This window comes from Moraxella oblonga NBRC 102422 (genome assembly GCF_001598275.1).
Taxonomy (GTDB): domain Bacteria; phylum Pseudomonadota; class Gammaproteobacteria; order Pseudomonadales; family Moraxellaceae; genus Moraxella; species Moraxella oblonga.
In genome coordinates, this window is the sequence record NZ_BCYQ01000039.1 from 1 (window position 1) to 20,821 (window position 20,821).

The 20,821-nt window shown below is 37.5% G+C and carries 30 protein-coding genes and 1 pseudogene; 11 read left to right on the forward strand and 20 right to left on the reverse strand.

Translation table 11 applies throughout. The features are described 5' to 3' along the window. Positions 1–132: 132 nt before the first annotated feature. On the forward strand, positions 133–798 hold the full coding sequence (locus MOB01S_RS09795; protein ID WP_066804650.1) for a hypothetical protein: 666 nt from the start codon (positions 133–135) through the stop codon (positions 796–798). Positions 799–1,322: 524 nt separating this feature from the next. Here the strand turns inward: MOB01S_RS09795 and MOB01S_RS09800 are convergent. Together MOB01S_RS09800 and MOB01S_RS09805 are read right to left on the reverse strand one after the other, a co-directional pair. After that, positions 1,323–1,733 (reverse strand): rhodanese-like domain-containing protein, encoded by a 411-nt coding sequence (locus tag MOB01S_RS09800; protein WP_066804652.1) that lies wholly within the window; start codon positions 1,731–1,733, stop codon positions 1,323–1,325. 21 nt (positions 1,734–1,754) lie between these two features. Continuing rightward, positions 1,755–2,102: a carboxymuconolactone decarboxylase family protein gene (locus tag MOB01S_RS09805; protein ID WP_066804659.1), complete on the reverse strand. Its 348-nt coding sequence runs from the start codon at positions 2,100–2,102 to the stop codon at positions 1,755–1,757. 127 nt (positions 2,103–2,229) lie between these two features. Here MOB01S_RS09805 and MOB01S_RS09810 point away from each other — a divergent pair, with 127 nt between their 5' ends. Then, positions 2,230–3,153: a cupin domain-containing protein gene (locus tag MOB01S_RS09810; protein ID WP_066804665.1), complete on the forward strand. Its 924-nt coding sequence runs from the start codon at positions 2,230–2,232 to the stop codon at positions 3,151–3,153. Positions 3,154–3,345: 192 nt separating this feature from the next. On the opposite strand, the gene MOB01S_RS09815 is transcribed toward MOB01S_RS09810, so the two are convergent. After that, entirely contained in the window at positions 3,346–3,735 is a 390-nt protein-coding gene (locus MOB01S_RS09815) for a hypothetical protein (RefSeq protein WP_066804667.1), read from the reverse strand. Between the two features lie 161 nt (positions 3,736–3,896). On the opposite strand from MOB01S_RS09815, the gene MOB01S_RS12885 reads away from it, so the two are divergent. Then, positions 3,897–4,028, forward strand: coding sequence for a hypothetical protein (locus tag MOB01S_RS12885; RefSeq protein ID WP_281177248.1), 132 nt, complete (start codon positions 3,897–3,899; stop codon positions 4,026–4,028). A gap of 124 nt (positions 4,029–4,152) precedes the next feature. Here MOB01S_RS12885 and MOB01S_RS09820 read toward each other — a convergent pair whose 3' ends face one another. The 3 genes from MOB01S_RS09820 to thrS all read right to left on the reverse strand — a co-directional run bounded on the left by MOB01S_RS09820 (position 4,153) and on the right by thrS (position 7,339). Next, positions 4,153–4,425 carry an SH3 domain-containing protein gene (locus MOB01S_RS09820; RefSeq protein WP_066804670.1) on the reverse strand — a complete coding sequence of 91 codons (273 nt, stop codon included), beginning with the start codon at positions 4,423–4,425 and terminating at the stop codon, positions 4,153–4,155. A gap of 139 nt (positions 4,426–4,564) precedes the next feature. Next, entirely contained in the window at positions 4,565–5,314 is a 750-nt protein-coding gene (locus MOB01S_RS09825; RefSeq protein WP_066804675.1) for a YidX family protein, read from the reverse strand. Positions 5,315–5,410: 96 nt separating this feature from the next. Continuing rightward, positions 5,411–7,339, reverse strand: coding sequence for a threonine--tRNA ligase (gene thrS / locus MOB01S_RS09830; RefSeq protein WP_066804676.1), 1,929 nt, complete (start codon positions 7,337–7,339; stop codon positions 5,411–5,413). Positions 7,340–7,546: 207 nt separating this feature from the next. On the opposite strand from thrS, the gene MOB01S_RS09835 reads away from it, so the two are divergent. The 4 genes from MOB01S_RS09835 to MOB01S_RS12390 all read left to right on the forward strand — a co-directional run bounded on the left by MOB01S_RS09835 (position 7,547) and on the right by MOB01S_RS12390 (position 9,197). Then, on the forward strand, positions 7,547–8,131 hold the full coding sequence (locus MOB01S_RS09835) for a hypothetical protein (RefSeq protein WP_157073960.1): 585 nt from the start codon (positions 7,547–7,549) through the stop codon (positions 8,129–8,131). Between the two features lie 210 nt (positions 8,132–8,341). After that, a complete protein-coding gene (locus MOB01S_RS09840) occupies positions 8,342–8,752 on the forward strand; it encodes a hypothetical protein (RefSeq protein WP_066804678.1) in 411 nt (136 codons plus the stop codon). Position 8,753: 1 nt separating this feature from the next. Then, positions 8,754–8,906 (forward strand): hypothetical protein, encoded by a 153-nt coding sequence (locus MOB01S_RS12385; RefSeq protein WP_157073961.1) that lies wholly within the window; start codon positions 8,754–8,756, stop codon positions 8,904–8,906. Between the two features lie 132 nt (positions 8,907–9,038). Continuing rightward, complete coding sequence (locus MOB01S_RS12390; RefSeq protein ID WP_157073962.1) at positions 9,039–9,197, forward strand: hypothetical protein; 159 nt, start codon at positions 9,039–9,041, stop codon at positions 9,195–9,197. Between the two features lie 208 nt (positions 9,198–9,405). On the opposite strand, the gene nhaA is transcribed toward MOB01S_RS12390, so the two are convergent. After that, complete coding sequence (gene nhaA, locus MOB01S_RS09845) at positions 9,406–10,635, reverse strand: Na+/H+ antiporter NhaA (protein WP_066804682.1); 1,230 nt, start codon at positions 10,633–10,635, stop codon at positions 9,406–9,408. A 483-nt stretch (positions 10,636–11,118) separates the two neighbouring features. Here nhaA and MOB01S_RS12395 point away from each other — a divergent pair, with 483 nt between their 5' ends. Continuing rightward, a complete protein-coding gene (locus MOB01S_RS12395; RefSeq protein ID WP_157073963.1) occupies positions 11,119–11,289 on the forward strand; it encodes a hypothetical protein in 171 nt (56 codons plus the stop codon). Positions 11,290–11,477: 188 nt separating this feature from the next. Here MOB01S_RS12395 and MOB01S_RS09850 read toward each other — a convergent pair whose 3' ends face one another. From MOB01S_RS09850 to MOB01S_RS09865, 5 genes are all read right to left on the reverse strand, one after another. Next, positions 11,478–11,906 carry a LeoA/HP0731 family dynamin-like GTPase gene (locus tag MOB01S_RS09850; protein ID WP_369406664.1) on the reverse strand — a complete coding sequence of 143 codons (429 nt, stop codon included), beginning with the start codon at positions 11,904–11,906 and terminating at the stop codon, positions 11,478–11,480. Then, positions 11,854–11,985, reverse strand: a complete 132-nt coding sequence (locus MOB01S_RS12890) for a hypothetical protein (protein WP_281177249.1) — start codon at positions 11,983–11,985, stop codon at positions 11,854–11,856. The genes MOB01S_RS09850 and MOB01S_RS12890 overlap by 53 nt, the downstream gene beginning before the upstream one ends. A 179-nt stretch (positions 11,986–12,164) precedes the next feature. Beyond that, complete coding sequence (locus MOB01S_RS09855; RefSeq protein ID WP_066804689.1) at positions 12,165–12,725, reverse strand: NAD(P)H-dependent oxidoreductase; 561 nt, start codon at positions 12,723–12,725, stop codon at positions 12,165–12,167. A gap of 24 nt (positions 12,726–12,749) precedes the next feature. Beyond that, positions 12,750–13,241, reverse strand: a complete 492-nt coding sequence (locus tag MOB01S_RS09860) for a nuclear transport factor 2 family protein (RefSeq protein WP_084349703.1) — start codon at positions 13,239–13,241, stop codon at positions 12,750–12,752. Between the two features lie 189 nt (positions 13,242–13,430). Further along, the gene (locus MOB01S_RS09865; RefSeq protein WP_157073965.1) at positions 13,431–13,820 is read right to left on the reverse strand and encodes a DoxX family protein; all 390 of its coding nucleotides are present in this window, start codon (positions 13,818–13,820) and stop codon (positions 13,431–13,433) included. Positions 13,821–13,950: 130 nt separating this feature from the next. On the opposite strand from MOB01S_RS09865, the gene MOB01S_RS09870 reads away from it, so the two are divergent. Further along, positions 13,951–14,301, forward strand: coding sequence for a winged helix-turn-helix transcriptional regulator (locus tag MOB01S_RS09870; RefSeq protein ID WP_066804696.1), 351 nt, complete (start codon positions 13,951–13,953; stop codon positions 14,299–14,301). On the opposite strand, the gene MOB01S_RS12705 is transcribed toward MOB01S_RS09870, so the two are convergent. After that, on the reverse strand, positions 14,298–14,636 hold the full coding sequence (locus MOB01S_RS12705) for a zinc-binding dehydrogenase (protein WP_066804698.1): 339 nt from the start codon (positions 14,634–14,636) through the stop codon (positions 14,298–14,300). The genes MOB01S_RS09870 and MOB01S_RS12705 overlap by 4 nt on opposite strands. Before the next feature lie 43 nt (positions 14,637–14,679). Beyond that, positions 14,680–14,892 (reverse strand): annotated as a pseudogene (locus tag MOB01S_RS12990) (hypothetical protein); the annotation flags it as partial. Between the two features lie 124 nt (positions 14,893–15,016). On the opposite strand from MOB01S_RS12990, the gene MOB01S_RS09885 reads away from it, so the two are divergent. Both MOB01S_RS09885 and MOB01S_RS09890 read left to right on the forward strand, forming a co-directional pair. After that, positions 15,017–15,958: an AAA family ATPase gene (locus MOB01S_RS09885; protein WP_066804703.1), complete on the forward strand. Its 942-nt coding sequence runs from the start codon at positions 15,017–15,019 to the stop codon at positions 15,956–15,958. After that, on the forward strand, positions 15,955–16,947 hold the full coding sequence (locus tag MOB01S_RS09890; RefSeq protein ID WP_066804706.1) for a DUF4435 domain-containing protein: 993 nt from the start codon (positions 15,955–15,957) through the stop codon (positions 16,945–16,947). Before MOB01S_RS09885 ends, MOB01S_RS09890 begins: the two co-directional genes overlap by 4 nt. Before the next feature lie 132 nt (positions 16,948–17,079). On the opposite strand, the gene MOB01S_RS09895 is transcribed toward MOB01S_RS09890, so the two are convergent. The 6 genes from MOB01S_RS09895 to MOB01S_RS09920 form a co-directional block, all read right to left on the reverse strand. Beyond that, complete coding sequence (locus MOB01S_RS09895) at positions 17,080–17,496, reverse strand: MarR family winged helix-turn-helix transcriptional regulator (protein ID WP_066804709.1); 417 nt, start codon at positions 17,494–17,496, stop codon at positions 17,080–17,082. A 128-nt stretch (positions 17,497–17,624) separates the two neighbouring features. After that, a complete protein-coding gene (locus MOB01S_RS09900; RefSeq protein WP_066804712.1) occupies positions 17,625–18,179 on the reverse strand; it encodes a DUF924 family protein in 555 nt (184 codons plus the stop codon). Between the two features lie 112 nt (positions 18,180–18,291). Then, complete coding sequence (locus tag MOB01S_RS09905) at positions 18,292–18,624, reverse strand: DMT family transporter (RefSeq protein WP_066804715.1); 333 nt, start codon at positions 18,622–18,624, stop codon at positions 18,292–18,294. Positions 18,625–18,647: 23 nt separating this feature from the next. Then, entirely contained in the window at positions 18,648–19,085 is a 438-nt protein-coding gene (locus MOB01S_RS09910; protein ID WP_066804718.1) for a MarR family winged helix-turn-helix transcriptional regulator, read from the reverse strand. A gap of 155 nt (positions 19,086–19,240) precedes the next feature. Next, a complete protein-coding gene (locus tag MOB01S_RS09915) occupies positions 19,241–20,107 on the reverse strand; it encodes a glutathione S-transferase C-terminal domain-containing protein (RefSeq protein WP_066804721.1) in 867 nt (288 codons plus the stop codon). A gap of 171 nt (positions 20,108–20,278) precedes the next feature. Then, the gene (locus MOB01S_RS09920; protein ID WP_066804724.1) at positions 20,279–20,719 is read right to left on the reverse strand and encodes a nuclear transport factor 2 family protein; all 441 of its coding nucleotides are present in this window, start codon (positions 20,717–20,719) and stop codon (positions 20,279–20,281) included. Between the last annotated feature and the right edge of the window lie 102 nt (positions 20,720–20,821).

The window sequence follows — 20,821 nt, forward strand, 5'->3', positions numbered from 1 at the left end:
TATTTGTTTAAACCAACTTTCAAACAAAGCACTTGTTATTGTATGAATTTGTTTGACATAATAACCTCCTTGACTTTGAGAATCTTCTTGGTATCATACAAATAAACCCTTCAAAATACAACAGGTCAAACCATGCTCCTCAACGAACAAGAAATTGAATATGTCATCAAAAAATCCGCTTATGCAGATTATATGGCAGAAAATTTGACTGGATTTGGGTTGGTTGTTATTGTTCCTATTTGTTGTTTATTGATGTGGTTTGATATTAGCTTAAATACTGAATATCTCTTTTTAAAAGACTATTTGCCTTATATACAGACATTGGTAGATGGCAACAAAAACAGCACTGCTACTGCTCATTTTGTGTTTCATTTGTACATCATTCTTGCTACCATTTATTTTTTCATCAAATGCCGTTTGCCCAGTGTCAGAATGATTCTGTTTACCATGCACAGTTTTAAATATACGTTTTTGACTTTATTTGTTATTACTGTTTGTTTAATCTTGATGGTGTTTCTTATCGATGTTTATGGTTATGAATATAAAAATTGCTCACCCAACGACATGATTTGCCATCTTAATTATGGTAAATCCGATACATCATTAGTGTATGCACTAGTGTTTTTTGGGTCATACCTAAATACTTGGTATATTTGGCTTGCATCTATAAAGTTTACACGCCTAGAACACGTCAAAGATGAGCGTTGGTGTTTGCACGATGAATATAAAGAGCAGTTAAGACAAGAATTTTGGCAAAAATTAGGAGTAAAGAAGTTGGATAAGAGAGATGAGGGTTAAATCCAATAGATTGGTATTGGATACAACATCCAATACCCATACAGAAATCCAGTACGCCAACAAAAAAATCGTAGTATGAACGTTATTTAAACAAATGGCATTGTTCACCAACTATACATAACTCAATCTACCATTCCACTTAGCAAAAAGTAGATTTATAGTCAATTCTATTCAAAACCAGACAAAGGTTTTTCGTTCGTGGTGAGCTTGTCGAACCATAACGGAAAACCGCCCTTCGACAAGCTCAGGGCGAACGGTTTTGCTGTATAGTTTTGATATGAATTAAGTATAATAATTCTCTATCATCTTATGGCATTTAGTACAACATTTGCCTTTGCGTTTAAACCTTGCAAGATGCAGTATTTACATCTGCATCTTTGCTTACCACAGGCAAAACCTGCCTTAACAATATGACGGTATTGACATTTTGGGCAATGGTCTAAGGGCAACATAATGATTGCTCTGGTTTTGGCTGTATGGTCGGACTTGGTATTATAGCTTAGGCATAGGGGTTGAATACCGAATTATTTTAACCCCTGCTTGACCAAGTCATCATAACCACCATGATTGGTAACATTGGTGTAGCCTAGCTTTTTTAGCTCTTGTAGAGCAGCTTCGGCACGGCGACCAGATTTGCAGTATAGGTTGATGGGAGCGTCTTTGTTGGGTTCAACATCAGCAATCTTGCTGGCAATATCGGTGTGAACAATATTGACTGCATCTGTTAGATGACCTTGTGCAAACTCTTCTGGCGAACGCACATCAATCCAGATACCAGCCGCCTTTTCTGGGGTTTGGGCGGTTTGAGCTGGTGCTTCTTGGGCTTTGACTTCTTGGGTTTGGGTGGTGGTTTGGCTATTTTGGGTAGGTTCACCAGAATTGGCACACGCACTCAAACTTAACAAAACCCCCGCCAATAATGCAAAGTGCTTCATTGAATTTTCCTTACAATAGAGTTATTCACCTTTGTGTTGTTCAACCGCTTCCATCGCACGCAAAGCGTACGCATAAGTTGCTCCTGCATTTAGCGAGATGGCGGTTGCCAATGCCCCTGCGATTTCGGCATCACTTGCACCTGCCGCCAAAGCCTTTTCGGTGTGAACAGCGATACAGCTTTCACAGCGAGTGGTAACAGCAACAGCGATGGCAATGAGTTCTTTGGTTTTGGCATCTAAGCCTTCGGCGTTGATGGCTTCGTCAAGATTGCCATAGGCTTCTAGCATTTTTGGGTGATTTTTGCCTAGTTTACCAAAAGATTTTTTGGTGTGTGTGCCAATGGCTTTCCAGTCTGCAAATTGTGTCATAACAACCTCTTTGATTTGTCAATGTGATAAAATAATGCTATTATTATAGTATATTTTGCTAAGTATAATAGTCAAATCGTTTCAAATTGTGGACAAAAGTTCGCATCATTACCACTTGGGGACTACAATGGATATTTTGGACAAATTGATTGCTTTGGCACAGATTACTGGGGGTGTTACGGTAAATTGTCAATTACAAGGCGACTGGCAACTCATCAACGCCCCCAAAACCAATCAAGCAGTTGCCCACATTGTGCATAAAGGGCGTGCTTTTGTGGTGGCAGACGAGCTTGGAAAAGAGCTAAGTCTGCAAGAGGGCGACATTGTCTTTTTTCCTAGAATGATAACGCACACTCTAAGCGATGATACCACCAAAAACACCGCACAAACTTACCCTACGCCAACACTCAATTATGATGTGTTTACAAGACTAACGGTGGGCGAGGGTATGATGGGTACAAAGGCGTGCGATTTGTTTTGTTTGCATTTTGGCTATGACAGTGGGGCAGAACTCATCAACAGCCTGCCACCAATGCTCATCTTACATACAGCTGGCACACCTTTGCAATCTATGATTGAATTATTAAAAGCAGAAGCATTGCAAACAAAAATGGGGTCAGCATCGGTTGTGAATGCCTTGACGACTATGATTTTTACTTTGATTTTACGCACTTTTTTGGAGCAAGAACAAGGCAAACAAGGCGGTGGCGTGCTTGGTATTTTAAAGGGGCTTGGCGAGCCTAGATTGCACGCCTTGCTTGGCAAAATTATCCAAAATCCTGAACAAGAATGGTCGGTGGAGGCAATGGCAAACCTTGCTCATCTGTCTCGCTCCCAGCTCATTCGCCTCTTTAATCAGCACTTGGGGGTCAGTCCGCACGCTTTTGTGCATAAACTTAGATTACAAAAATCGGCAATGTTATTAAGGCAGAGCAATGATTCTGTGTTGTCGGTGGCGTTGTCGTCAGGGTTTTTATCCGAAACACATTTTAGCAAAGCCTTTAAAAAGCTCTACGGCACAAGTCCTAGTCAGTATCGGTTGATGGGGTAGGAGCTATTTTTATGACCGCAAAACTATTAAAGTAAGCAGACGTTGTTTATCGTTTGAGGCTTAAAATATTTCAATTGTGCATCGTGTACACATGACACCAAAATAAAAGAGGATTTTAAAAATTATCATAAGGTGTATTAACTATTTCATGCCATGATAAAAAACCATTCAAATTTAAATGGGTTTTTATTATCAATAAGCACAAAATTCAAGTTCGGCATAAGTATGGCTGTCGTGCGGTATGTCAAATCCAATCATATATTTTCCCTTGTTTGCAATATGATATTTCCATTGTGCTTGCTTAATGTCGTATTTTTGACTATATACTTCGTCATAATCATATTTAATACCATCACCTTTGCTATTAGTAAGGTGGGGTTTTGCAATGCCTGCAATTAAATTAATGGTAAACTTTTGATTTTTGTTTAAATAAATATGCAGGTCGCTACGGGTGTCAATTTCATAGGTGGCACAATAATCACCTTTGTCAAATTTTATCTCTATGGCTTTGGGTATTTTAGCAAAACTTTGTCCACTTACCACCAATAACGCACAAAAGACTAAAACTTTTACACTTTTCATTAAATATTCCTTAAAAAACCATTTTTGTCATCATAACAAATTTATAAAACAAACACAAGTTAAAAATTAAAAATGGTAGGAAGTACGATAATTTTACCATTTGACAAAATCACCCAAATCCGATACGAGAACAAAGACCATTTTAATCCAAAAGTTAATTTATGACCGTACTTACTTTACATACACCTGACGAATTATCCACCCAAGCTGACCAATATGGATTATTAAATGAACAATCCATATTGCAAGCCTTTGGTGAATTTATTAAAAAAGCCCAAAGAGCGAAAACTTAGTGGGACTTAAAGGAGTGGTTAAATTTATGGCGGATTATTTTAATGAATGATTATGATGATTTGTTTGGTAAGGCATTTTTAAAATAAAAAATCCACTCAATTTTTTGAATGGATTTTTTTAAAATTAGTAACAACTGATAAATTCACGATATACCCAACCGATATATTTATCGTTTTTGGCATTAAAAATCAGAGCCCACGGACGACCTTTATTGTCATAATCGTATTTGCTCACATAAACAACTGTGTTGTTTTTGACCTTTCCAATAACTTTGCCATTGGGTGTTGCACGCACATTTAAGGGCGTTCCTGTGGGGTCAGTAACTTTGCAGGTTTGGGCGTGAGCGGACACACTTAGGGCAAGTGTGGTAAATAAGGCGATGGTGAACTTTTTCATTGTATCACTCCATAAAAAACATTCTTATTATCATAACAAATCCATAAGAAAATACAAGTCAAATTGACTGCATCTATCATAAGCCAATTAAAGCAAAAAAAATCTACTCAAAATCTCTTTTGAATAGATTTTTATTTGTTTATCTATCTGGTAGGCGTGGAATAAATATACCAACCGTTGCTATATGAATTGGTAATGTAACCAAATCAACCGCAAACGCAACGGGTGTTAATATAAGGCCAGTTGCTTTTAATACATTATTGTTTTTTGTGTAATAAATATGGTATTTAAAAGGTTGTTTAAACTGGTGGGTTAAATTATAGCTGTTCTTGACTGCATTAGCTAGCGTTAATTTTGCTGTTAATTTATATTCGCAAAGCAATGCTGAATCAAGCTCAAAGGTTTTTGGATTTCCTTGTAAGTCTTTGTAAAATGTACATCTAAATCCCATCTTGGTTAACTCTTTTTGGGTATAACTGTCTTTTGGAACACTCCATTCCCAATATTGTAAAAGAAAATTATCTTGAATTCTATGAATTTGTTTTTGTTTGTCTAATTTTATTCCTTTCTCATTACCATCACTAGAAAGATTTAAATGCTGATTATTGATTTTGCCACTTTGTAGCTGGGGAACTAATTGATTAAATAGATGATAATCTTTGTTTTCCAATTCTACAATCAAGCTATTTTTTGGGCTTGCGAGTATCAGAACATTGTTAAATCCTGAAATTGGCTGACTGGGCTTACCAATGGCGACAAATTCATCTTGAAATAATGTAATATCTTTTGGACTTCTATTTGTCATTTCATCAACCAGCATTGATGCACACCCTGATAGCAAAAAAGCACTAATTGTTAATACAGATAATGATTTGATAATTTTAGACATTTTATGCCCCAATCAAAGGGATTTTGGTTATTCTAATTAAAGTAATAAAAAAATACAAGCCAAAATTTGACTTGTATTTTTTATAAAAAGGCAAAGTTACTCCGCTTTCACTTCAACCCTTCCCTTCTTCTCAATCGCCGTACCCAGCACGCTCATAAAGTCAGCTAGGCTCATACTGCCCAAATTCTCGCCCTCTCTTGTACGCACATTGACCGTACCGCTTTCCACTTCTTTATCGCCCAAAACAAGCATAAAGGGAATGCGTTCAAGGGTGCGTTCACGGATTTTAAAGCCGATTTTTTCGTTACGAACATCGGCAATGGCACGGTAGCCCTTGTCGGTCAAGGCTTTGACGGTATCAGCGACATTGTCCGCTTGCTTGTCGGTGATGTTCATTACCACCACCTGCTGAGGGGCAAGCCACGCAGGAAACCAACCTGCATAATGCTCAATCAAGATACCAATAAAGCGTTCAAAACTGCCCAAAATCGCACGATGAAGCATGACAGGGCGTTCTTTTTCGCCAGACTCGCCCACATATTCTGCCCCCAGTCGCTCTGGTAAGTTAAAGTCCAGTTGTAGCGTGCCACATTGCCACACACGCCCCAAGCAGTCTTTTAGGCTAAATTCAATCTTAGGACCATAAAACGCCCCTTCGCCTTCTTGGAGTTCCCAAGCAAGTCCTGCGTTATCCAAAGCGTCCGCCAAATCTTTTTCGGCTAAGTCCCAAAGCTCATCAGAGCCGACTCGTTTTTCGGGGCGAGTGGAGAGCTTCATTTGTACATCATCAAAGCCAAAATCTTTATAGACCTGCAAAGTCAATTTAATAAAATCAAGGGCTTCACTTCTGATTTGGGCATTGCTACAAAAGATATGGGCATCGTCTTGAACAAAGCCACGCACTCGCATAATGCCGTGCAATGACCCAGACGGCTCATTACGATGGCACGAGCCAAATTCCGCCAAACGCAAGGGCAAATCACGGTACGACTTTAAGCCCTGATTAAACACCTGCACGTGGCAAGGGCAGTTCATCGGTTTGATGGCATAGTCTCGCTTTTCTGATGAGGTGGTAAACATCATATCGCCATAATTTTCCCAATGCCCTGACTTTTCCCACAGGCTTCTGTCCACCACTTGCGGGGTTTTAATCTCTTGGTAGCCGTTGTCTTTTTGTACCTTACGCATATATTGTTCAAGCACCTGCCACACCGTCCAGCCATTGGGATGCCAAAACACCATACCGGGGGCTTCTTCTTGCAAATGGAACAGATTTAAGGCTTTGCCGATTTTGCGATGGTCTCGTTTTTCAGCTTCTTCAATGCGTTTGATGTAGGCTTGTAGCTCTTTTTTGTCTGCCCACGCCGTGCCGTAGATGCGTTGTAATTGTTCGTTTTTGGCGTCCCCTCGCCAGTAGGCACCGCTCATTTTGGTCAGTTTAAACGCCTTTAAAAAGCGAGTATTGGGCACGTGGGGCCCACGGCACATATCAATATATTCTTGATGATAATACAGCCCCATTGCCGTCTCATCCGGCATATCATCAATCAGACGCAGTTTGTAATCTTCGCCACGATTTTTAAAGATTTCAATGACTTCTGCTCGTGGGGTCATTTTTTTGATGACATCATAATCTTGGTTAATCAGCTCCACCATACGAGCTTCAATGGCGGTCATATCATCAGAGGTAAAGGGCTTTTCGCTAAAAATGTCATAATAAAACCCCTCATCAATCACAGGCCCGATGACCATTTTAACCTCTGGAAATAGCTGTTTGACGGCGTGTCCCAAAAGGTGTGCACACGAGTGGCGGATAATCTCCACACCCTCGCTATCCTTTGGTGTGATGATTTGTACGGTTGCATCTGTCGTGATGGGGTCAGAGGCGTCCACAAGTTTACCATTAACTTTGCCTGCAACGGTGGCTTTGGCAAGTCCTGCACCGATACTTTGGGCAATGTCCATTACTGTTGTTGCACCGTCAAAGTGCTTGATGTCGCCATTTGGAAGTGTGATTGCAACCATAAGAAGTCTCCTAATGTTGGCGTTGGTAGTGATGTTCGTTACGAGTGAACATTTAACCGCTACCAGTGGAATGATTTAAAAGTAATATAAAGTGCGTACTAAACACTTTGGGTAAAGGGCGGTATTATAGCACCTTTTTGGGTGGTGGAAAAGTGGTAAACGGTGGGGGTTTGGGGTATAATGGTAATTTTTAAAAAAGGGGTTGCAATGAATTATATTGCTTATTTTAATCAAATCTGTCATTTGAATGAACAAAATCCCATCAATCTTTCTAAAAAGTTATTGAATTTGTCTGCAAAAGAATATCATAACGATAGAAAACTTATGTTGGCAAATGATGAATTTATTGAAAATATCATTGGTTTTTCTTGTCAAGAAAACAATGAAAAAATTATAAGAAACGCCATTTTAATACTTGGTCATATTGGATTTATGTATCAATTTTTTCCTAATTCTGCGTTTGAGTTTATTTTGCAATATAAAGATGAGAAAAAGTTGATTTTTTATGTAGCAAAGAGTATTCATTTATTTCCACAATTCATTCGTCATCAAGAATATTCAGAAATTTTACTAAAATTGGCAAATGGCACGCCCAAAAAAGAATGTATGCTTTTATTGTATGTTATCATATCACGATTGTTGGATAAGATTGATGATAATGAATTTTTATTAAAAATTGTGGATATTTTTAAAGAATTTATTGAACGCTATCCACAACTTTATCAATCACAAAATGAGTATCCGAATTTAATAGGGAAAATATTAGAGAATTATATAATAAAAAATGTATGATGTCTCTTTATTTGTATTTTAAAAACGGTGCGTATTACGCACCATTAAAAGTCTAAACCTAAATGTTGTGATATACTCTTTACACCATAAAAGTATTTTTTTACTTTTAAAATAAATATGAAAAATGATGATTTTTTTTAAAACTTCACAAAAATTGCTTTTAAATAATTTTTTGTTATAATATCTTTAATTTTTTTTAAAAAACCATTTATGAAAATTGTTTCTATCAAAGACTATCTACGAGCGTGGAAATTATTTAGCCTTGCTTGTGGTATTGGCATTTTGCTTGTGGGTTCGGTGGTGGAGCAGGCGATTGATTGGGATTTTAATATCAGTTTTATAATGGCAATTAGCACTTATATTTTCTCACCGATTACCAGCCGTGTGATTTTTTATAAAGAATTTCGCACCTTACCACTAATTATTTTGGCGGTTTTTGGCTTATGGTTTTCGGTGGACGGAGTTTATTGGCTGTATTGGAGCATTAAAAATCCCGAAGTGGTTGGGTTTATGCGAGATGCCAATTTTTTACCGTCTTTGTGTTTGTATTTGATGTGCGCATTTATTTGGTTATTTGACGGTTCATTAAAAGAATTATTAATAATTTTAAAAAGGAGCTAAAATGCCCTTCCCCAAAATCATCAGTGGCGGACAGACAGGCGTGGATAGAGCGTGTGATGAACACTGTTTTATAGGGGTAGAAAGTGGCATTATTTATCTTTTAAATCATTATAATTCAAATGGTTGCATAAATATTTTAAGCAACAATAGGTAAATTTTACCACAATCCTTGACTTTCTAATCAAAAACGATTATCATTATCAAAAATAAACCCACGCTTGGGCTGTGGGTTTGGCTTGTTATTATATAACAATTGGTCAATTTTCACAACCATTGGACTTAGCCTATGAATTTTAAATTAAATGCCACCATTGTTGGTTTGGCAATTTTGTTTTTAACGCCCATTACCAGCCGTGTGATTTTTTATAAAGAATTTCGCACTTTGCCGTTAATGATTTTGGCGGTTTTTGGCTGGGTTGTCTTTTTGGTTTTTGTTATGGCATAGTCTTTAAACCATACTTAATTCATATCAAAATCATACAAAAACCATTCACCCTGAGCTAAGCCTTACAAATGAAGCGGTTGTCTTTATGATTTGATAAGTTCACCACGAACAAAAAACCTTTGTTTATTTTTGAATAGAATTTTTTTCATCAATCATCTGTAAAATGACGCAAAAAAAGCGGACATATATCCGCTTTTTTGGTGTTTGTTTAGTGTTTGGGTGGTTCACCTGTTCCTAAATACATCTCGTCATTTTTGATGAGTGTGGGGTGGTCAGCATTAGGGATACATTTTCTTAAAATCAAATAGCCCAAAATTCCAGAAATGAGCGAACCTAAAATAATACCAAGCCGTGGGTCATAGCCCTCTGGCACACCCCCAAAGGCAAGTCCTGAAATAAACAAACTCATCGTAAAGCCGATACCACATAGGAGTGATACGCCATAGATTTGTTTAAAATTGGTTCCGCTTGGCAACTTGGCAAACCCAAGTTTGGTCATCACCAGCACAGGAATTATCACCCCAATTTGCTTGCCGATGAATAGACCCAACGCAATACCCATTGGCACACCATGCACAAGGCTAGAAAACGAAGTACCAACCAAACTAATGCCTGCGTTGGCAAAGGCAAATAAGGGCAAAATCCCAAAGGCAACGGTGTTATGCAGGTCGTGTTCTAGTTCTTCTAAAGGTGAGTGTTCTGGATCTAGCTTATTTTTTAAGGGAATAAAAAACGCCAACAAAACACCAGCTAAGGTAGCATGAACGCCTGACTTTAACATCGCCGCCCACAGTACTGCCCCAATGAGAATATAAGGGGTCAGACGAACGACATTAAGACGATTTAATAAAAATAAGAATGGCAAACAAATCCCTGCCACACCAAGCGATACAAGTGATAACTCACTGGTGTAAAACAAAGCAATGATGATAATCGCCCCCAAGTCATCAAAAATGGCAATAGACACCAAAAACACTTTTAGGGCATTGGGGACTTTGTTGCCCAAAAGACTAAGCACCCCGATGGCAAAGGCAATGTCAGTGGCGGTGGGGATTGCCCAACCCTTCATGGCAGTGGGGTCGCCATGATTTAGGGTTGTGTAAACAAGGGCAGGTACAATCATGCCACCAACCGCACACAAGGCAGGCAAGATGATTTGTTTGATGTCAGACAACTCACCAATCAAGGCTTCTCTTTTGAGCTCTAATCCCACCAAAAAGAAAAAAATCGCCATTAAGCCGTCATTAATCCAGTGGTGGGCATCTTTGGCAATCTCAAAAGCACCAATTTGTACCACCACAGGGGCGTGGATAAAGGCATGATACAAATCATGCAAGGGTGAGTTGGCAACAATCATGGCAAGCACGGCGGCCAGAGCAAGGATAATACCCCCAGCAGCTTCCAACTCAAAAAAGGCTTTGATGCGATTCATCGGCATGGCTATCTTTTCCTTTTGAAAAATGGCTAAATTTGAAAAAATTCACAAAAATTAACTGTCTTGTGAATATATTACAAGATGTAAAACACCCTAATAATCATTTACAAAACAAACAACGATTTTGGCACAATGAAAGCTCTAACCCAACCAAAGCACCAAAATCGTCATGACTTGCACTTTACTCACAGATAAATGATGACACAAGTTAAAAGCGATTTTACTACAACTTAGTGTTTACAACAAGCACAATCTTAGATTAATCGTAGAGGGTGTTTTATTTCGCATTCGTATAGGCATTTTGTGGGAGGGGATTCACCTCATGAGTTTGGTAATTGTTATCCTATTTATACTTAATTCACATCAAAATCATACAAAAACCGTTCATCTAAGCTAAGCCTTTGGATAAAGCGGTTTTTTGTGATGGTTTGACAAACTTACCACGAACAAAAAACCTTTGTTTATTTTAAATAAAATTTACCACAGATGGTCAAAATCTGGCAAAATGCAAGTGGCAACGCCAACATACTAAGTGCTGATAAAAGTTATGATTGTGATAAACTAAGAGAACAAATCAAACAAGCCAACACCCAACATACCAAAACACAATCACAGCAAAGACCAAAGTCCAATGAACAGCAACTGATACAAACTTAGATACTTGGTGGAAAATGTCTTTAAAAATGCAAAAAATTTAGGGCAGTTACTACAAAACATGATAAACTGTTGATGTGTTAAAAGTACAATGGATTTGGCTTTTGTGTGGATGGATGAAATTGTTGTGAATTGTTGGGGTGCTTAAAAAAACACTGTTTTTATTATAAAAACAGTGTTTTTTATTATGTTTATAAAGTGTTTAATTCTCTAAATTCCGCCTCAATCACTTCGCCTTGTTTTTTCCATTCATAAAATGCCTGTTGTCTGTCCTGTTCGGCTTGTTTTTGTTCACCTAATTTTTGTACTGCATTTTGAAGTTCAAGATAACCTTGAAAGAAAGCAGGTATAAATTCATTGCCATCAATTAATGCCAACAACTCTTTTTGTTGGGTTTGTATGTCATTTTTAAAATCACTAATAGCTTGCTTAAACTCTTCTTCCATTTGAGCCTTTTTATAACTATCCCACGCTTCCATCGCAAGCCCCAAAACTGCAATCGCACCATTTAATTTATTGGCAAGCTTAATCGCACCATAAGGCTTAAATTTCATTGCTTTGGATAAATCAAGACCTACCACCATAGGCTCGCTCATTGCTATCGGCAAGTCGCCACGCATAAGATTCGTTGCCATAACCTGTGACAAACATCATCGCCAGTTTCATTTGTTTGTTTGAATTGTCAAGATAATCGCTCATTTTGTTCTCCAATTTAAGTTTATGGGCTTATTATAAAATTTTAAAATTGGGAATAGAATGGCGATTATTGGGAGGTTGGTTTTTATAAATGGAAAATATGTTTTTTTAGACTACCCAAAAGATTTATTAACAAAAAAACACCACTTGAATGTCTCCAAACGGTGTTTTATCTTTTCAAATCAAAGTAATGCTTCTAATTTTTCAATCAAAGTGTTGCTATGATTTTTGGCATTAGTTTGTAATTGTGCCAAATGCTCATCATTATGCACGCCTTGTATATACAAAGCTCCATACAAAGGATACACGCCCTGCCAGTCAAAACCTGCATAAAGTGCAGAATGCTTAACAGGTTTGACCAAATCATCAATGGTCGCCACAATCTGCCCATTGTAGGTATTTTCGCCTGAGCCTGTGGTGGTAGAAACAAGAAGTTTCTTGCCGTGCAGTTTATCGCCACCCTCGCCATAGGCAAAGCCATAGAGCCATACATCGTCTAGCCATTTTTTTAAAATGGCAGGGGTATTAAACCAAAAGGTGGGGTATTGTAGTAGCACCACATCCGCCCCAATCAAGGCGTCCTGCTCTGCCTTAACATCAATTTGATAATCAGGGTACAAATCAGACAGACGGCGAATGCTGATTTTATCACCAAAATGCTGCGTAAGCTCATCTAAAATCAGACGGTTGCTCACCGAAATATTTAAATCTTGGTGGGCAGAAATAACCAAAATATTGGACATAAAAACTCCTTATCAATCAATAAATTAAAACATTGTACGACCACTCACGGTTTTTTCAGGTATGGCTTGAATGGTATCCCAATGCTCCACAATTTTGCCATTGTCGTCAAAACGGAAAATATCCACCACCGCCTCGCCCTTATCATTTTCATCAAGACGGCTATGAACGTGCAACACCACCAAATCACCTTCGGCAATCACACGATGGATTTTGGCAGACGATTTGGGGTGCTGTTTTAAAAACGGCACAAAGGCATCAATAAAGGCTTGTCCGCCATCTGCCACAGTCGGATTGTGTTGCAGGTAAGTGTCGCCCACATATTTTGCGGTGGCTTCGGCAACTTTGTGCTGATTAAATGCCATTTCATAAAACGCAATGGCATTGGCTTTGTTGCGTTCGGTTTTGCTTTGTGCGGTAGATACGCTGGCTTTGGCTGGATTGGCGACATTAGACACCGTCTGACAGCCTGTCAAAGCCACGCTTGCCAAAACAAGTGATAAAATCAGTGCTTTCATTCAATTACTCCGATACATTGATTGTGCTGATGTGGCATATTATAATTTAAAAAGTTACTTTTTATAAGTACTTACAAATTTGTAAGTTTAAAAATAATTTATAAACTATTGAAAATAAAATATTTTTCCAAAATATGCTCACAAAAAACCACTTAACTTCAAATCGTTGTTAAGGGGTTTGACTGATAATTATTTTTTAAAAAATTGGTTATCCAGCGACCACGCACCGCCACCAGCACTTGCCAAATACAAAAATACAAAACTAAATAACATCGCTGCATCGCCTGCTTTGACCAATGGGAAAATGGAAAAATGCATCATAAAATACGCCGCCGCCATTAAACCCGACAACACAAAAGCGACTGGGCGAGTAAACAGACCCAATATAATCAAGAGTCCGCCCACCAACTCCAATACAGCTGCCACACCGATTGGCGACAACCAATTACCGCCAATGTATTGGGTTTGGTCAATCGGAAAACCAAAGGCTTTGGCAGTGCCGTGCAAGAAAAAAGCATAGCCTGTAACAATGCGTAAAATGGCTAAAATTTGAGTTTGAAAAGGGTGTAAAAAATTCATCATAAATCTAACGACTGGATTTTATTAAAAGAGTTTGCTATTATAAATGCATTATTTACTTTTTATAAGTACTTACAAATTTGTAAGTATGGAAATTTTTTTTAATCAATTGAATTTTAAGGTAAAAATAATGAAATCTTTTGACAAAGGACGAGTATTGTCCAAAGGTTGCCCCAGCCGTTTGATTTTAAATCACTTAACCAGCCGTTGGGGCGTGCTTGTGATGATTGTGCTACTTGACGGTACAAAGCGGTTTAGCGAGATTCGCCGTGAAATTGAAGGCGTGAGTGAACGAATGTTATCGGAGACTTTAAAGCAATTAGAGCAAGATGGCATGCTGATTCGCAAATCCTACAACACCGTGCCACCGCATACCGATTATACTTTGACCGAATATGGGCGACAGGCAGCACAAAAAATTGATGCGTTGGTGGATTGGCTTGAAAATAATCTCAATGGTATTTTGGCGAGCCAAAGTTAGCCCATCTCAATCACAATCTTACCCTTTGCTCGTCCGCTTTCGCTGTATTCTAAGGCTTTTTGGGTATCATCAAAGGCAAAAACTTGGTCAATGATTGGGCGTAATTTACTCACTTCTGCCCAAGTTTTGATGATATTTAACTCTTTGCCAGACGGTTTCATAAACAAAAATTCATAACTTGTCCCATAATTGTGGGCGGTTTTGTGGATTTTGGCACTGATTAAGCCCATCGCAAATTGTTTCCACCAAGAAAGCCCCATTTCTTTGGCAAAATCTTTGGTTGGCATTCCTGCCACGCTGACAACTTTTCCACCTTGTTTTAAAATTTTTAACATTTTTGCCAACTGCTACCACCACACCAGCAAAATCATTGCCCAAAATCAGGGGCAGAGAAAAAGGCAAAACCAGCTTTAAATCGCCATTTCTAATTTTAAAATCAAGCGGATTGACGCTGGCACTCGCTACCTTGACCAAAATATCATCATCGCCAAAAGCAGGCATTGGCACGGTGGATTTTTTGACAGAAGTTTTGCCGTATTTTTGGACGGTCATTGCAGTCATTTGGGCTGGCTGGGTCATTGATATTCTCATAAGTTTAAAAATTTAAACATATTATAAGCAGGAAATGGGAAGAAGTCAAGAGAAACTGACGGTCTTTATTTTTAAACAGGTTTTTGTTAAAATACAACACAAAATCAAGCTCTCAGAGTAAAAAATGAAAATTCAAGAAGTACAAATTGAAGGTCTATTTGGCAAAAAAGACATACTTTGGAAACTTAATCCCCAAGTCAATGTTTTGGTTGGGGAAAATGGGAGTGGGAAATCAAAATTATTAATGATAATACATAGTTCTATTACAAAAATAATATCAGAAACTATTACTGATTTGACATTTGGTTCAATCATTCAACTTAGTAATAAAAAAATATATTTTTATTACAAAAACAAGGATGAAATTCTTGAAGAATTGACAAAAAAATTTAAAGAAGAATGGTTTAAAGAAGGCTCAAATAAAAACAATCTGAGAGAAGAAGATTTCATTCATATTTTAGAAGGCATTACGCCACAATATCGTTTTTATGAATTAACGCCTGATAACCACAAACTTCCTTCAACAAATAAACCAGAAAATATTTATATAGATTTAATTACTAGCAATCTAACAAACTCCAACGCCAATCATATCATCCAAAAAAGCAACCAAGAAAAAACCAATGCTTTGGATATGGAGATTCGTGAAACAATTTACGAATTAAATAAAATTCAATCAAATGAAATTATTGAAAGATTGGTAATCAGTCTAAATTCATTTTTTAGTCAAATTGATAAACAGGTTTCCTATAAAAATAATGAGCTAATTTATACCGATATTCAACTAAAAAAACAGCTTAATTACTCTGATTTATCATCAGGTGAACGCCAATTAATTTATATTTTATTGCGTGTGGCATTAAGCAATCAAGATAAAAATAAAACCGCCATTATTTTAATGGATGAGCCTGAAATTTCCTTACATGTAAATTGGCAATCACAATTTATTAAACAATTAACTTTATTAAATCCTGATGCACAATTTATCATTGTTACGCATAGCCCTGCTATTATTATGAATGGCTGGAATGATATGTATGTTACTATGGAAGAAATCACACAATGATGGGTCGTATTTTTGATGAACATATTGCAGATTATGCCAAAATATTGTCTCAATTTGAAAGCAATGATAAAAGTAAATTGGGTATTATTTATATTGAGGATATTACCGATAAGCAATTTTGGCAAAAAATTGCTACCAAACACGAGGTAAAATTATATTCAGAAAATGGTTCAACCATTACCGGTAAATCAAAACTATTGCAGATTTGTAATCAAAATCAGCTTATTGCCATTGATAGCGATTTTGATTATTTATGTCCAAACTACAGAGATGAAAGTATATTATTTCACAATAATAGCTCCTTTATTTTACAAACTTACACACACGGACGAGAAAATATTACCTATTCTCCAGAATGCTTGCATAGAATATTAGAAAATAAATTCCAACTATATTTAGAAAATCATTATAATCCAATTTTGGATATTTTTAATGAGTTATCCAAAATTTGGTTTGAGCCCTATTGTAAATTATTATTTTTACTCAATAATAAATATCATCAAATTTCACACGATGACTGGATAAATACTATAAAGTTTTCCAATCAAGAATGCCAAGACATTGCTTTAAAACAAGACTTTTCATCATACAAGGATAGAATATCAAAATTTCACAATCAATTAAATCAATGCACGCAAAACCAAAATGATTTTTTAAAATTTTGTAACGAATTAGAACAGAAAAATTTCACCAATCATACAGTTTGGGCATTTATTCGTTGCCACGATTTTGAAAATAAATTTGTTGAACCTTTGATAAAAGAAATTATTAAATCAAGACAAAGTAAAGAGTTGGGGGATATTGATAGCCAATATTCCAAAAACGAAATTGGCAACAGAAAGAGTGAAATTATCAATTATTTTAAAGAAGTCAACCACATAAAAACCATATTACATCATTATTTTTATGATACCTATTTTGATGTAGCTAAAAACTCCAATATATTTCTAGCTAAAATTATACAAGATTATCAATACATCATTCAATAATTATTTTTATTGAATATTCAAAAAAATATTATTGGCAAATTTTATTTTTACCCAAAATTGACAAAACCAAATTGTTAATTGCTCTTGATTTCAATATTGATAATAATGAGAATAGCAACATTCTATGAAACATCACTCCCCCACTCGCTCCACGATTTTTTTAAGTACATTGATTTCATCAACGGATAAATGTAAACATTTGCCGATTTCTTGGGGAATGTGCGTTGCCTGATTTTCCAATTGCCGTCCTGTGTCGGTTAGGCTAATCACCACACTGCGTTCATCTGTTGTTGAGCGTTTTCGCTCCACCAAGCCCTTATTTTGCAAGCGTTTTAAAAGTGGTGTCAGCGTACCGCTATCCAAATAGAGTTTATCGCCAATATCGCCCACACTTTGCTCGCCAAATTCCCACAAAATGAGCATCACCAAATACTGCGGATAAGTCAAATCAAGTGTGTCCAAAAAGGGTGTGTATTTTTTGATAATCGCTTTGGATAGGACATACAAAGGAAAGCAAAGCTGGTTAGAAAGTTTAAGTTGTTCGTGCATTGGGCAAACTCGTTTGAAAAATGCGACTATTATAACTTAAAATTAAATTGTTTAAAATATATTTGTGGGGAATAATTTTGTCAAATTTAGACAAACACCACCTACCCCACCCCAAACAGCATTTATCATCAAAACCCCGAATGGCTTTTTAAAAATTCCAGCTCATCAGGGGTGCTATCTCGTCCCAGTACGGCATTTCGGTGCGGATAGCGTCCAAAACGGTCAATAATGGCTTTGTGCTGTAATTCAAAATCAAGGGCTTTGGGATTGCCCAGTGCCTCAAACAACGCCACCGCCTTGTGATGAATGTCGGCACTTTCGCTGTGCATCAACGGCATCAGCATAAAATGACGCTCGCTTGGGTTTAGGCTGGCAAAATCAGGCTGGTTGATGGCTTCTTGGGCAAGCACCAAAGCGGTCAAATCATAAGCAAAAGCCTCTTTGCTTTGGCGGTGTAGGTTGCGTGAAAACTGGTCTAAAACGATGATTTCGGCAAGTCGCCCTTGCAAAGTCGTCCGCCAATGATACAGCTCGCCTTCTATTGCCTTTGTCCAAGTCTCATAAAATTGTTGAGAAATGGTGCGGTCAAAGTCATCATTTTGCACAAACCAAAAAGCTTGATTGTCCTGATGAAACCAAAAATCCAAAATGTCGTTTGGGGCAACAGCATAAGAGTGCGACATACAAAACCTTGCTAACGGATTGATTTGTGGGGTATTATAACACGGTCAATGGTTTTGGTTTTTAAAAATTTAAGAAAAAACCGCTTAAACATTCCTGCAAGCGGTGTTTATCCTAATGCCCACCCATTTTGGACAGTGTATTCATCATTATCACCCCTACCAAAATCAGTCCAATGCTCGCCATTCCCCAAAAATCCACCTTTTCGCCAAACACCACCACGCCAACAATTGCCGTCAAAACAAGCCCGACACCAGACCAAATCGCATACGCCATTCCAAGCGGAATACTTTTTAATGCCAAAGACAACATATAAAAAGCCAAACCAAAGCCGATGACAAAACCCACCGATGGCAAAGGCTTAGAAAACCCTTGTGATAATTTCATCATCGTTGTACCAAATACTTCACTGCAAATGGCAATCGCCAATAAAATAGACCAGTGCATAAAATGCTCCTAAAATAAAAAACTTAACTTTCCAAACGGCTGGCAATAAGTGCCTGTAACTTATTGGTTTCATTTAATAAAAATAACAGGCGTTCTATACCAAATTCATCAATGATTTGTTGTTCAAGGTTTAACAGCGTTTCAATAATGGGTTTGGCAAAGGCTTTACCCTTATCAGTCAAGGATAGGATTTTTTCTCGTTTGTCATTTTGACTAATGATACTTGTGATTAAACCGTCTGCCTCAAAGCGTTTGCATAAAGTGTTAATGGTTTGTTTGGCAAGCACATATTCATCGGCAATTTGTTTTTGCGTGCGAAATTCATTGACCCAGAGGGCATAAAAAATCGCCAATTCATTATCGCTAATGCCATATTTTTTGGCAAAAATGGCATAACTTGCCACTATTTTGGTAGAAATATCGCCCAGTTGGTCTAGGGGATTTTTGAGGGTATTGCTCATAAAAATAGTCCTAAAATTCACTAATTGCGTATTTTAGTCAATTTTAGGACGAATTGCAAGGGGTTTTTAAATTTTTTTAGGCAGCCTGAAAAGTTTATTTGCAAAATTTAGCAAGAAAAACACCGCTTGAACCTTAATCCAAGCGGTGTGTTATCTTATTCCCACCCCAATTTTGCCACTTTTGGCACGACACGGCTGGGATTGACATTGGCAAATGAATAAAAATAATTTTGCACGATATATTCTACATCCACCGTGTTTTGAATGCGGTCAATCTGATATAAATCAATCAGATAACGGTACAAATGCCCAAAATCGGACAAAGGTGTAAGACTGCATTTAAACAAAGTGGCATACACTTTTTCAAAACGCACCAAAGTCGGAAACAGGAAAAAGTCCGACAGCGTGATGTCATCGCCAAACAGGTATTTTTGCAAAGCAAGGCGGTTGTTTAATGTTGCCAAATCACCAAACAATTCAAACAGATGTCGCTCATAATCATCTTGATTTTTGGCAAGCCCTACTTGATAGACTTTGGCGGTAATGTGGTCGTTTAGCCAAGCGTTTAGGGCAATGATGTCATCTTTTAATTCAGACGGCACAAGGCAATAAGGGTTATTTGCCAAATCCTGCCAATCGCTCGCCAAATGCAAAGCCAATTCGGATGATTGATTGGACGCTATGCGGTTGCCTGCTTTATCCCACAGCACAGGCACGGTTGCCCTGCCTGAAAAATCGGCTTGGTGTTTTTGATAAATCTCATACAGGTTTTGCACGCCGAACAAAAGGTCTGGATATGCTTTATCAAAACCCCAACCATCTGTTTTTAAGGGCGAAACGCTGGATACATCAATTGGCAAGCCCAAAAATTGCACCACCAGATTGGCACGGTGGGCATAGGGGCACGCCAGCGAAATATACAAATGATAGCGGTTCGCCATTGGCGTACTCTGCGTGATAATGGTATCGGTATGGCTTAATTCTTGGTCGGCAACCCACTGACCGTTTTTCAGTAAAGACATAAAAACCCCTAAAATTGACTTATTGGCGTATTTTAGTCAATTTTAGGACTAATTGCAAGGGGTTTTTAAATTTTTTAGGCTACCAAAAAAAAAAGGGGGGGGTTATTTTTTTCCCATTTTAAAAAGAAAAACACCGCTTTCATCACAAAAACGGTGTTTTTATTTTAACAATCAGCCAATTACTCTACTTTCACTAATCATAAAATTGGCAATGCGTTTGGCGATTTTCCAATGACCATTTTCTTTGACATAGGTGTCATTGTAACGCACACTGTGGTCGTGCAAAATTTCTTTACCGTCTTTGGTCTCAACGAGTTTCACCGCACAATAGTTAATCGCTGCGGCATTATTTTCATCAATAAACGACACGGTATGCTGTCCATTGATGTGATACACGCTGTGAAATGGCGTTAAAAATTCGCTAAACACTTGTTCAATCTGGGCAACGCCATTCATCTCAAACACGAGTTTGCCACCAATAAAGGTATGAACAATGGCATTATCGGTAAAAAGTGGCATTTGCTCGGCGACTTTTTTCTCGTCTGCTAAATTGGAAAAAGTATCTACCAAATCTTTTAAGGCTTGGCGTTCGGTGTGGATATTAAAACTCATAAAATGCTCCGTACATTGGATTAACTACTACTTAAATAAAAATTACACTCGCCCAATCCCTATGCTTTGTTGTTTAAAGGCATCAGGATTATCAAAAATCTT

Excerpts from the sequence above, each read along its gene's own strand:
- MOB01S_RS09870 (WP_066804696.1), top strand. The coding sequence starts at position 13,951 with ATGAAATCTTTTGACAAAGGACGAGTATTGTCCAAAGGTTGCCCCAGC.
- MOB01S_RS12385 (WP_157073961.1), top strand. The coding sequence starts at position 8,754 with ATGCCCTTCCCCAAAATCATCAGTGGCGGACAGACAGGCGTGGATAGA.
- MOB01S_RS09910 (WP_066804718.1), bottom strand. The coding sequence starts at position 19,085 with ATGAGCAATACCCTCAAAAATCCCCTAGACCAACTGGGCGATATTTCT.
- MOB01S_RS09800 (WP_066804652.1), bottom strand. The coding sequence starts at position 1,733 with ATGAAGCACTTTGCATTATTGGCGGGGGTTTTGTTAAGTTTGAGTGCG.
- MOB01S_RS09820 (WP_066804670.1), bottom strand. The coding sequence starts at position 4,425 with ATGAAAAAGTTCACCATCGCCTTATTTACCACACTTGCCCTAAGTGTG.
- MOB01S_RS12890 (WP_281177249.1), bottom strand. The coding sequence starts at position 11,985 with ATGAGCGATTATCTTGACAATTCAAACAAACAAATGAAACTGGCGATG.
- nhaA (WP_066804682.1), bottom strand. The coding sequence starts at position 10,635 with ATGCCGATGAATCGCATCAAAGCCTTTTTTGAGTTGGAAGCTGCTGGG.
- MOB01S_RS09920 (WP_066804724.1), bottom strand. The coding sequence starts at position 20,719 with ATGAGTTTTAATATCCACACCGAACGCCAAGCCTTAAAAGATTTGGTA.
- MOB01S_RS09895 (WP_066804709.1), bottom strand. The coding sequence starts at position 17,496 with ATGCACGAACAACTTAAACTTTCTAACCAGCTTTGCTTTCCTTTGTAT.
- MOB01S_RS12705 (WP_066804698.1), bottom strand. The coding sequence starts at position 14,636 with ATGTTAAAAATTTTAAAACAAGGTGGAAAAGTTGTCAGCGTGGCAGGA.
- thrS (WP_066804676.1), bottom strand. The coding sequence starts at position 7,339 with ATGGTTGCAATCACACTTCCAAATGGCGACATCAAGCACTTTGACGGT.
- MOB01S_RS09815 (WP_066804667.1), bottom strand. The coding sequence starts at position 3,735 with ATGAAAAGTGTAAAAGTTTTAGTCTTTTGTGCGTTATTGGTGGTAAGT.
- MOB01S_RS09890 (WP_066804706.1), top strand. The coding sequence starts at position 15,955 with ATGATGGGTCGTATTTTTGATGAACATATTGCAGATTATGCCAAAATA.
- MOB01S_RS09850 (WP_369406664.1), bottom strand. The coding sequence starts at position 11,906 with ATGCGTGGCGACTTGCCGATAGCAATGAGCGAGCCTATGGTGGTAGGT.
- MOB01S_RS09825 (WP_066804675.1), bottom strand. The coding sequence starts at position 5,314 with ATGTCTAAAATTATCAAATCATTATCTGTATTAACAATTAGTGCTTTT.
- MOB01S_RS09900 (WP_066804712.1), bottom strand. The coding sequence starts at position 18,179 with ATGTCGCACTCTTATGCTGTTGCCCCAAACGACATTTTGGATTTTTGG.
- MOB01S_RS09840 (WP_066804678.1), top strand. The coding sequence starts at position 8,342 with ATGAAAATTGTTTCTATCAAAGACTATCTACGAGCGTGGAAATTATTT.
- MOB01S_RS12885 (WP_281177248.1), top strand. The coding sequence starts at position 3,897 with ATGACCGTACTTACTTTACATACACCTGACGAATTATCCACCCAAGCT.
- MOB01S_RS09805 (WP_066804659.1), bottom strand. The coding sequence starts at position 2,102 with ATGACACAATTTGCAGACTGGAAAGCCATTGGCACACACACCAAAAAA.
- MOB01S_RS09905 (WP_066804715.1), bottom strand. The coding sequence starts at position 18,624 with ATGCACTGGTCTATTTTATTGGCGATTGCCATTTGCAGTGAAGTATTT.
- MOB01S_RS09865 (WP_157073965.1), bottom strand. The coding sequence starts at position 13,820 with ATGAATTTTTTACACCCTTTTCAAACTCAAATTTTAGCCATTTTACGC.
- MOB01S_RS09885 (WP_066804703.1), top strand. The coding sequence starts at position 15,017 with ATGAAAATTCAAGAAGTACAAATTGAAGGTCTATTTGGCAAAAAAGAC.
- MOB01S_RS09915 (WP_066804721.1), bottom strand. The coding sequence starts at position 20,107 with ATGTCTTTACTGAAAAACGGTCAGTGGGTTGCCGACCAAGAATTAAGC.
- MOB01S_RS12390 (WP_157073962.1), top strand. The coding sequence starts at position 9,039 with ATGAATTTTAAATTAAATGCCACCATTGTTGGTTTGGCAATTTTGTTT.
- MOB01S_RS09810 (WP_066804665.1), top strand. The coding sequence starts at position 2,230 with ATGGATATTTTGGACAAATTGATTGCTTTGGCACAGATTACTGGGGGT.
- MOB01S_RS09860 (WP_084349703.1), bottom strand. The coding sequence starts at position 13,241 with ATGAAAGCACTGATTTTATCACTTGTTTTGGCAAGCGTGGCTTTGACA.
- MOB01S_RS12395 (WP_157073963.1), top strand. The coding sequence starts at position 11,119 with ATGGTCAAAATCTGGCAAAATGCAAGTGGCAACGCCAACATACTAAGT.
- MOB01S_RS09795 (WP_066804650.1), top strand. The coding sequence starts at position 133 with ATGCTCCTCAACGAACAAGAAATTGAATATGTCATCAAAAAATCCGCT.
- MOB01S_RS09835 (WP_157073960.1), top strand. The coding sequence starts at position 7,547 with ATGAATTATATTGCTTATTTTAATCAAATCTGTCATTTGAATGAACAA.
- MOB01S_RS09855 (WP_066804689.1), bottom strand. The coding sequence starts at position 12,725 with ATGTCCAATATTTTGGTTATTTCTGCCCACCAAGATTTAAATATTTCG.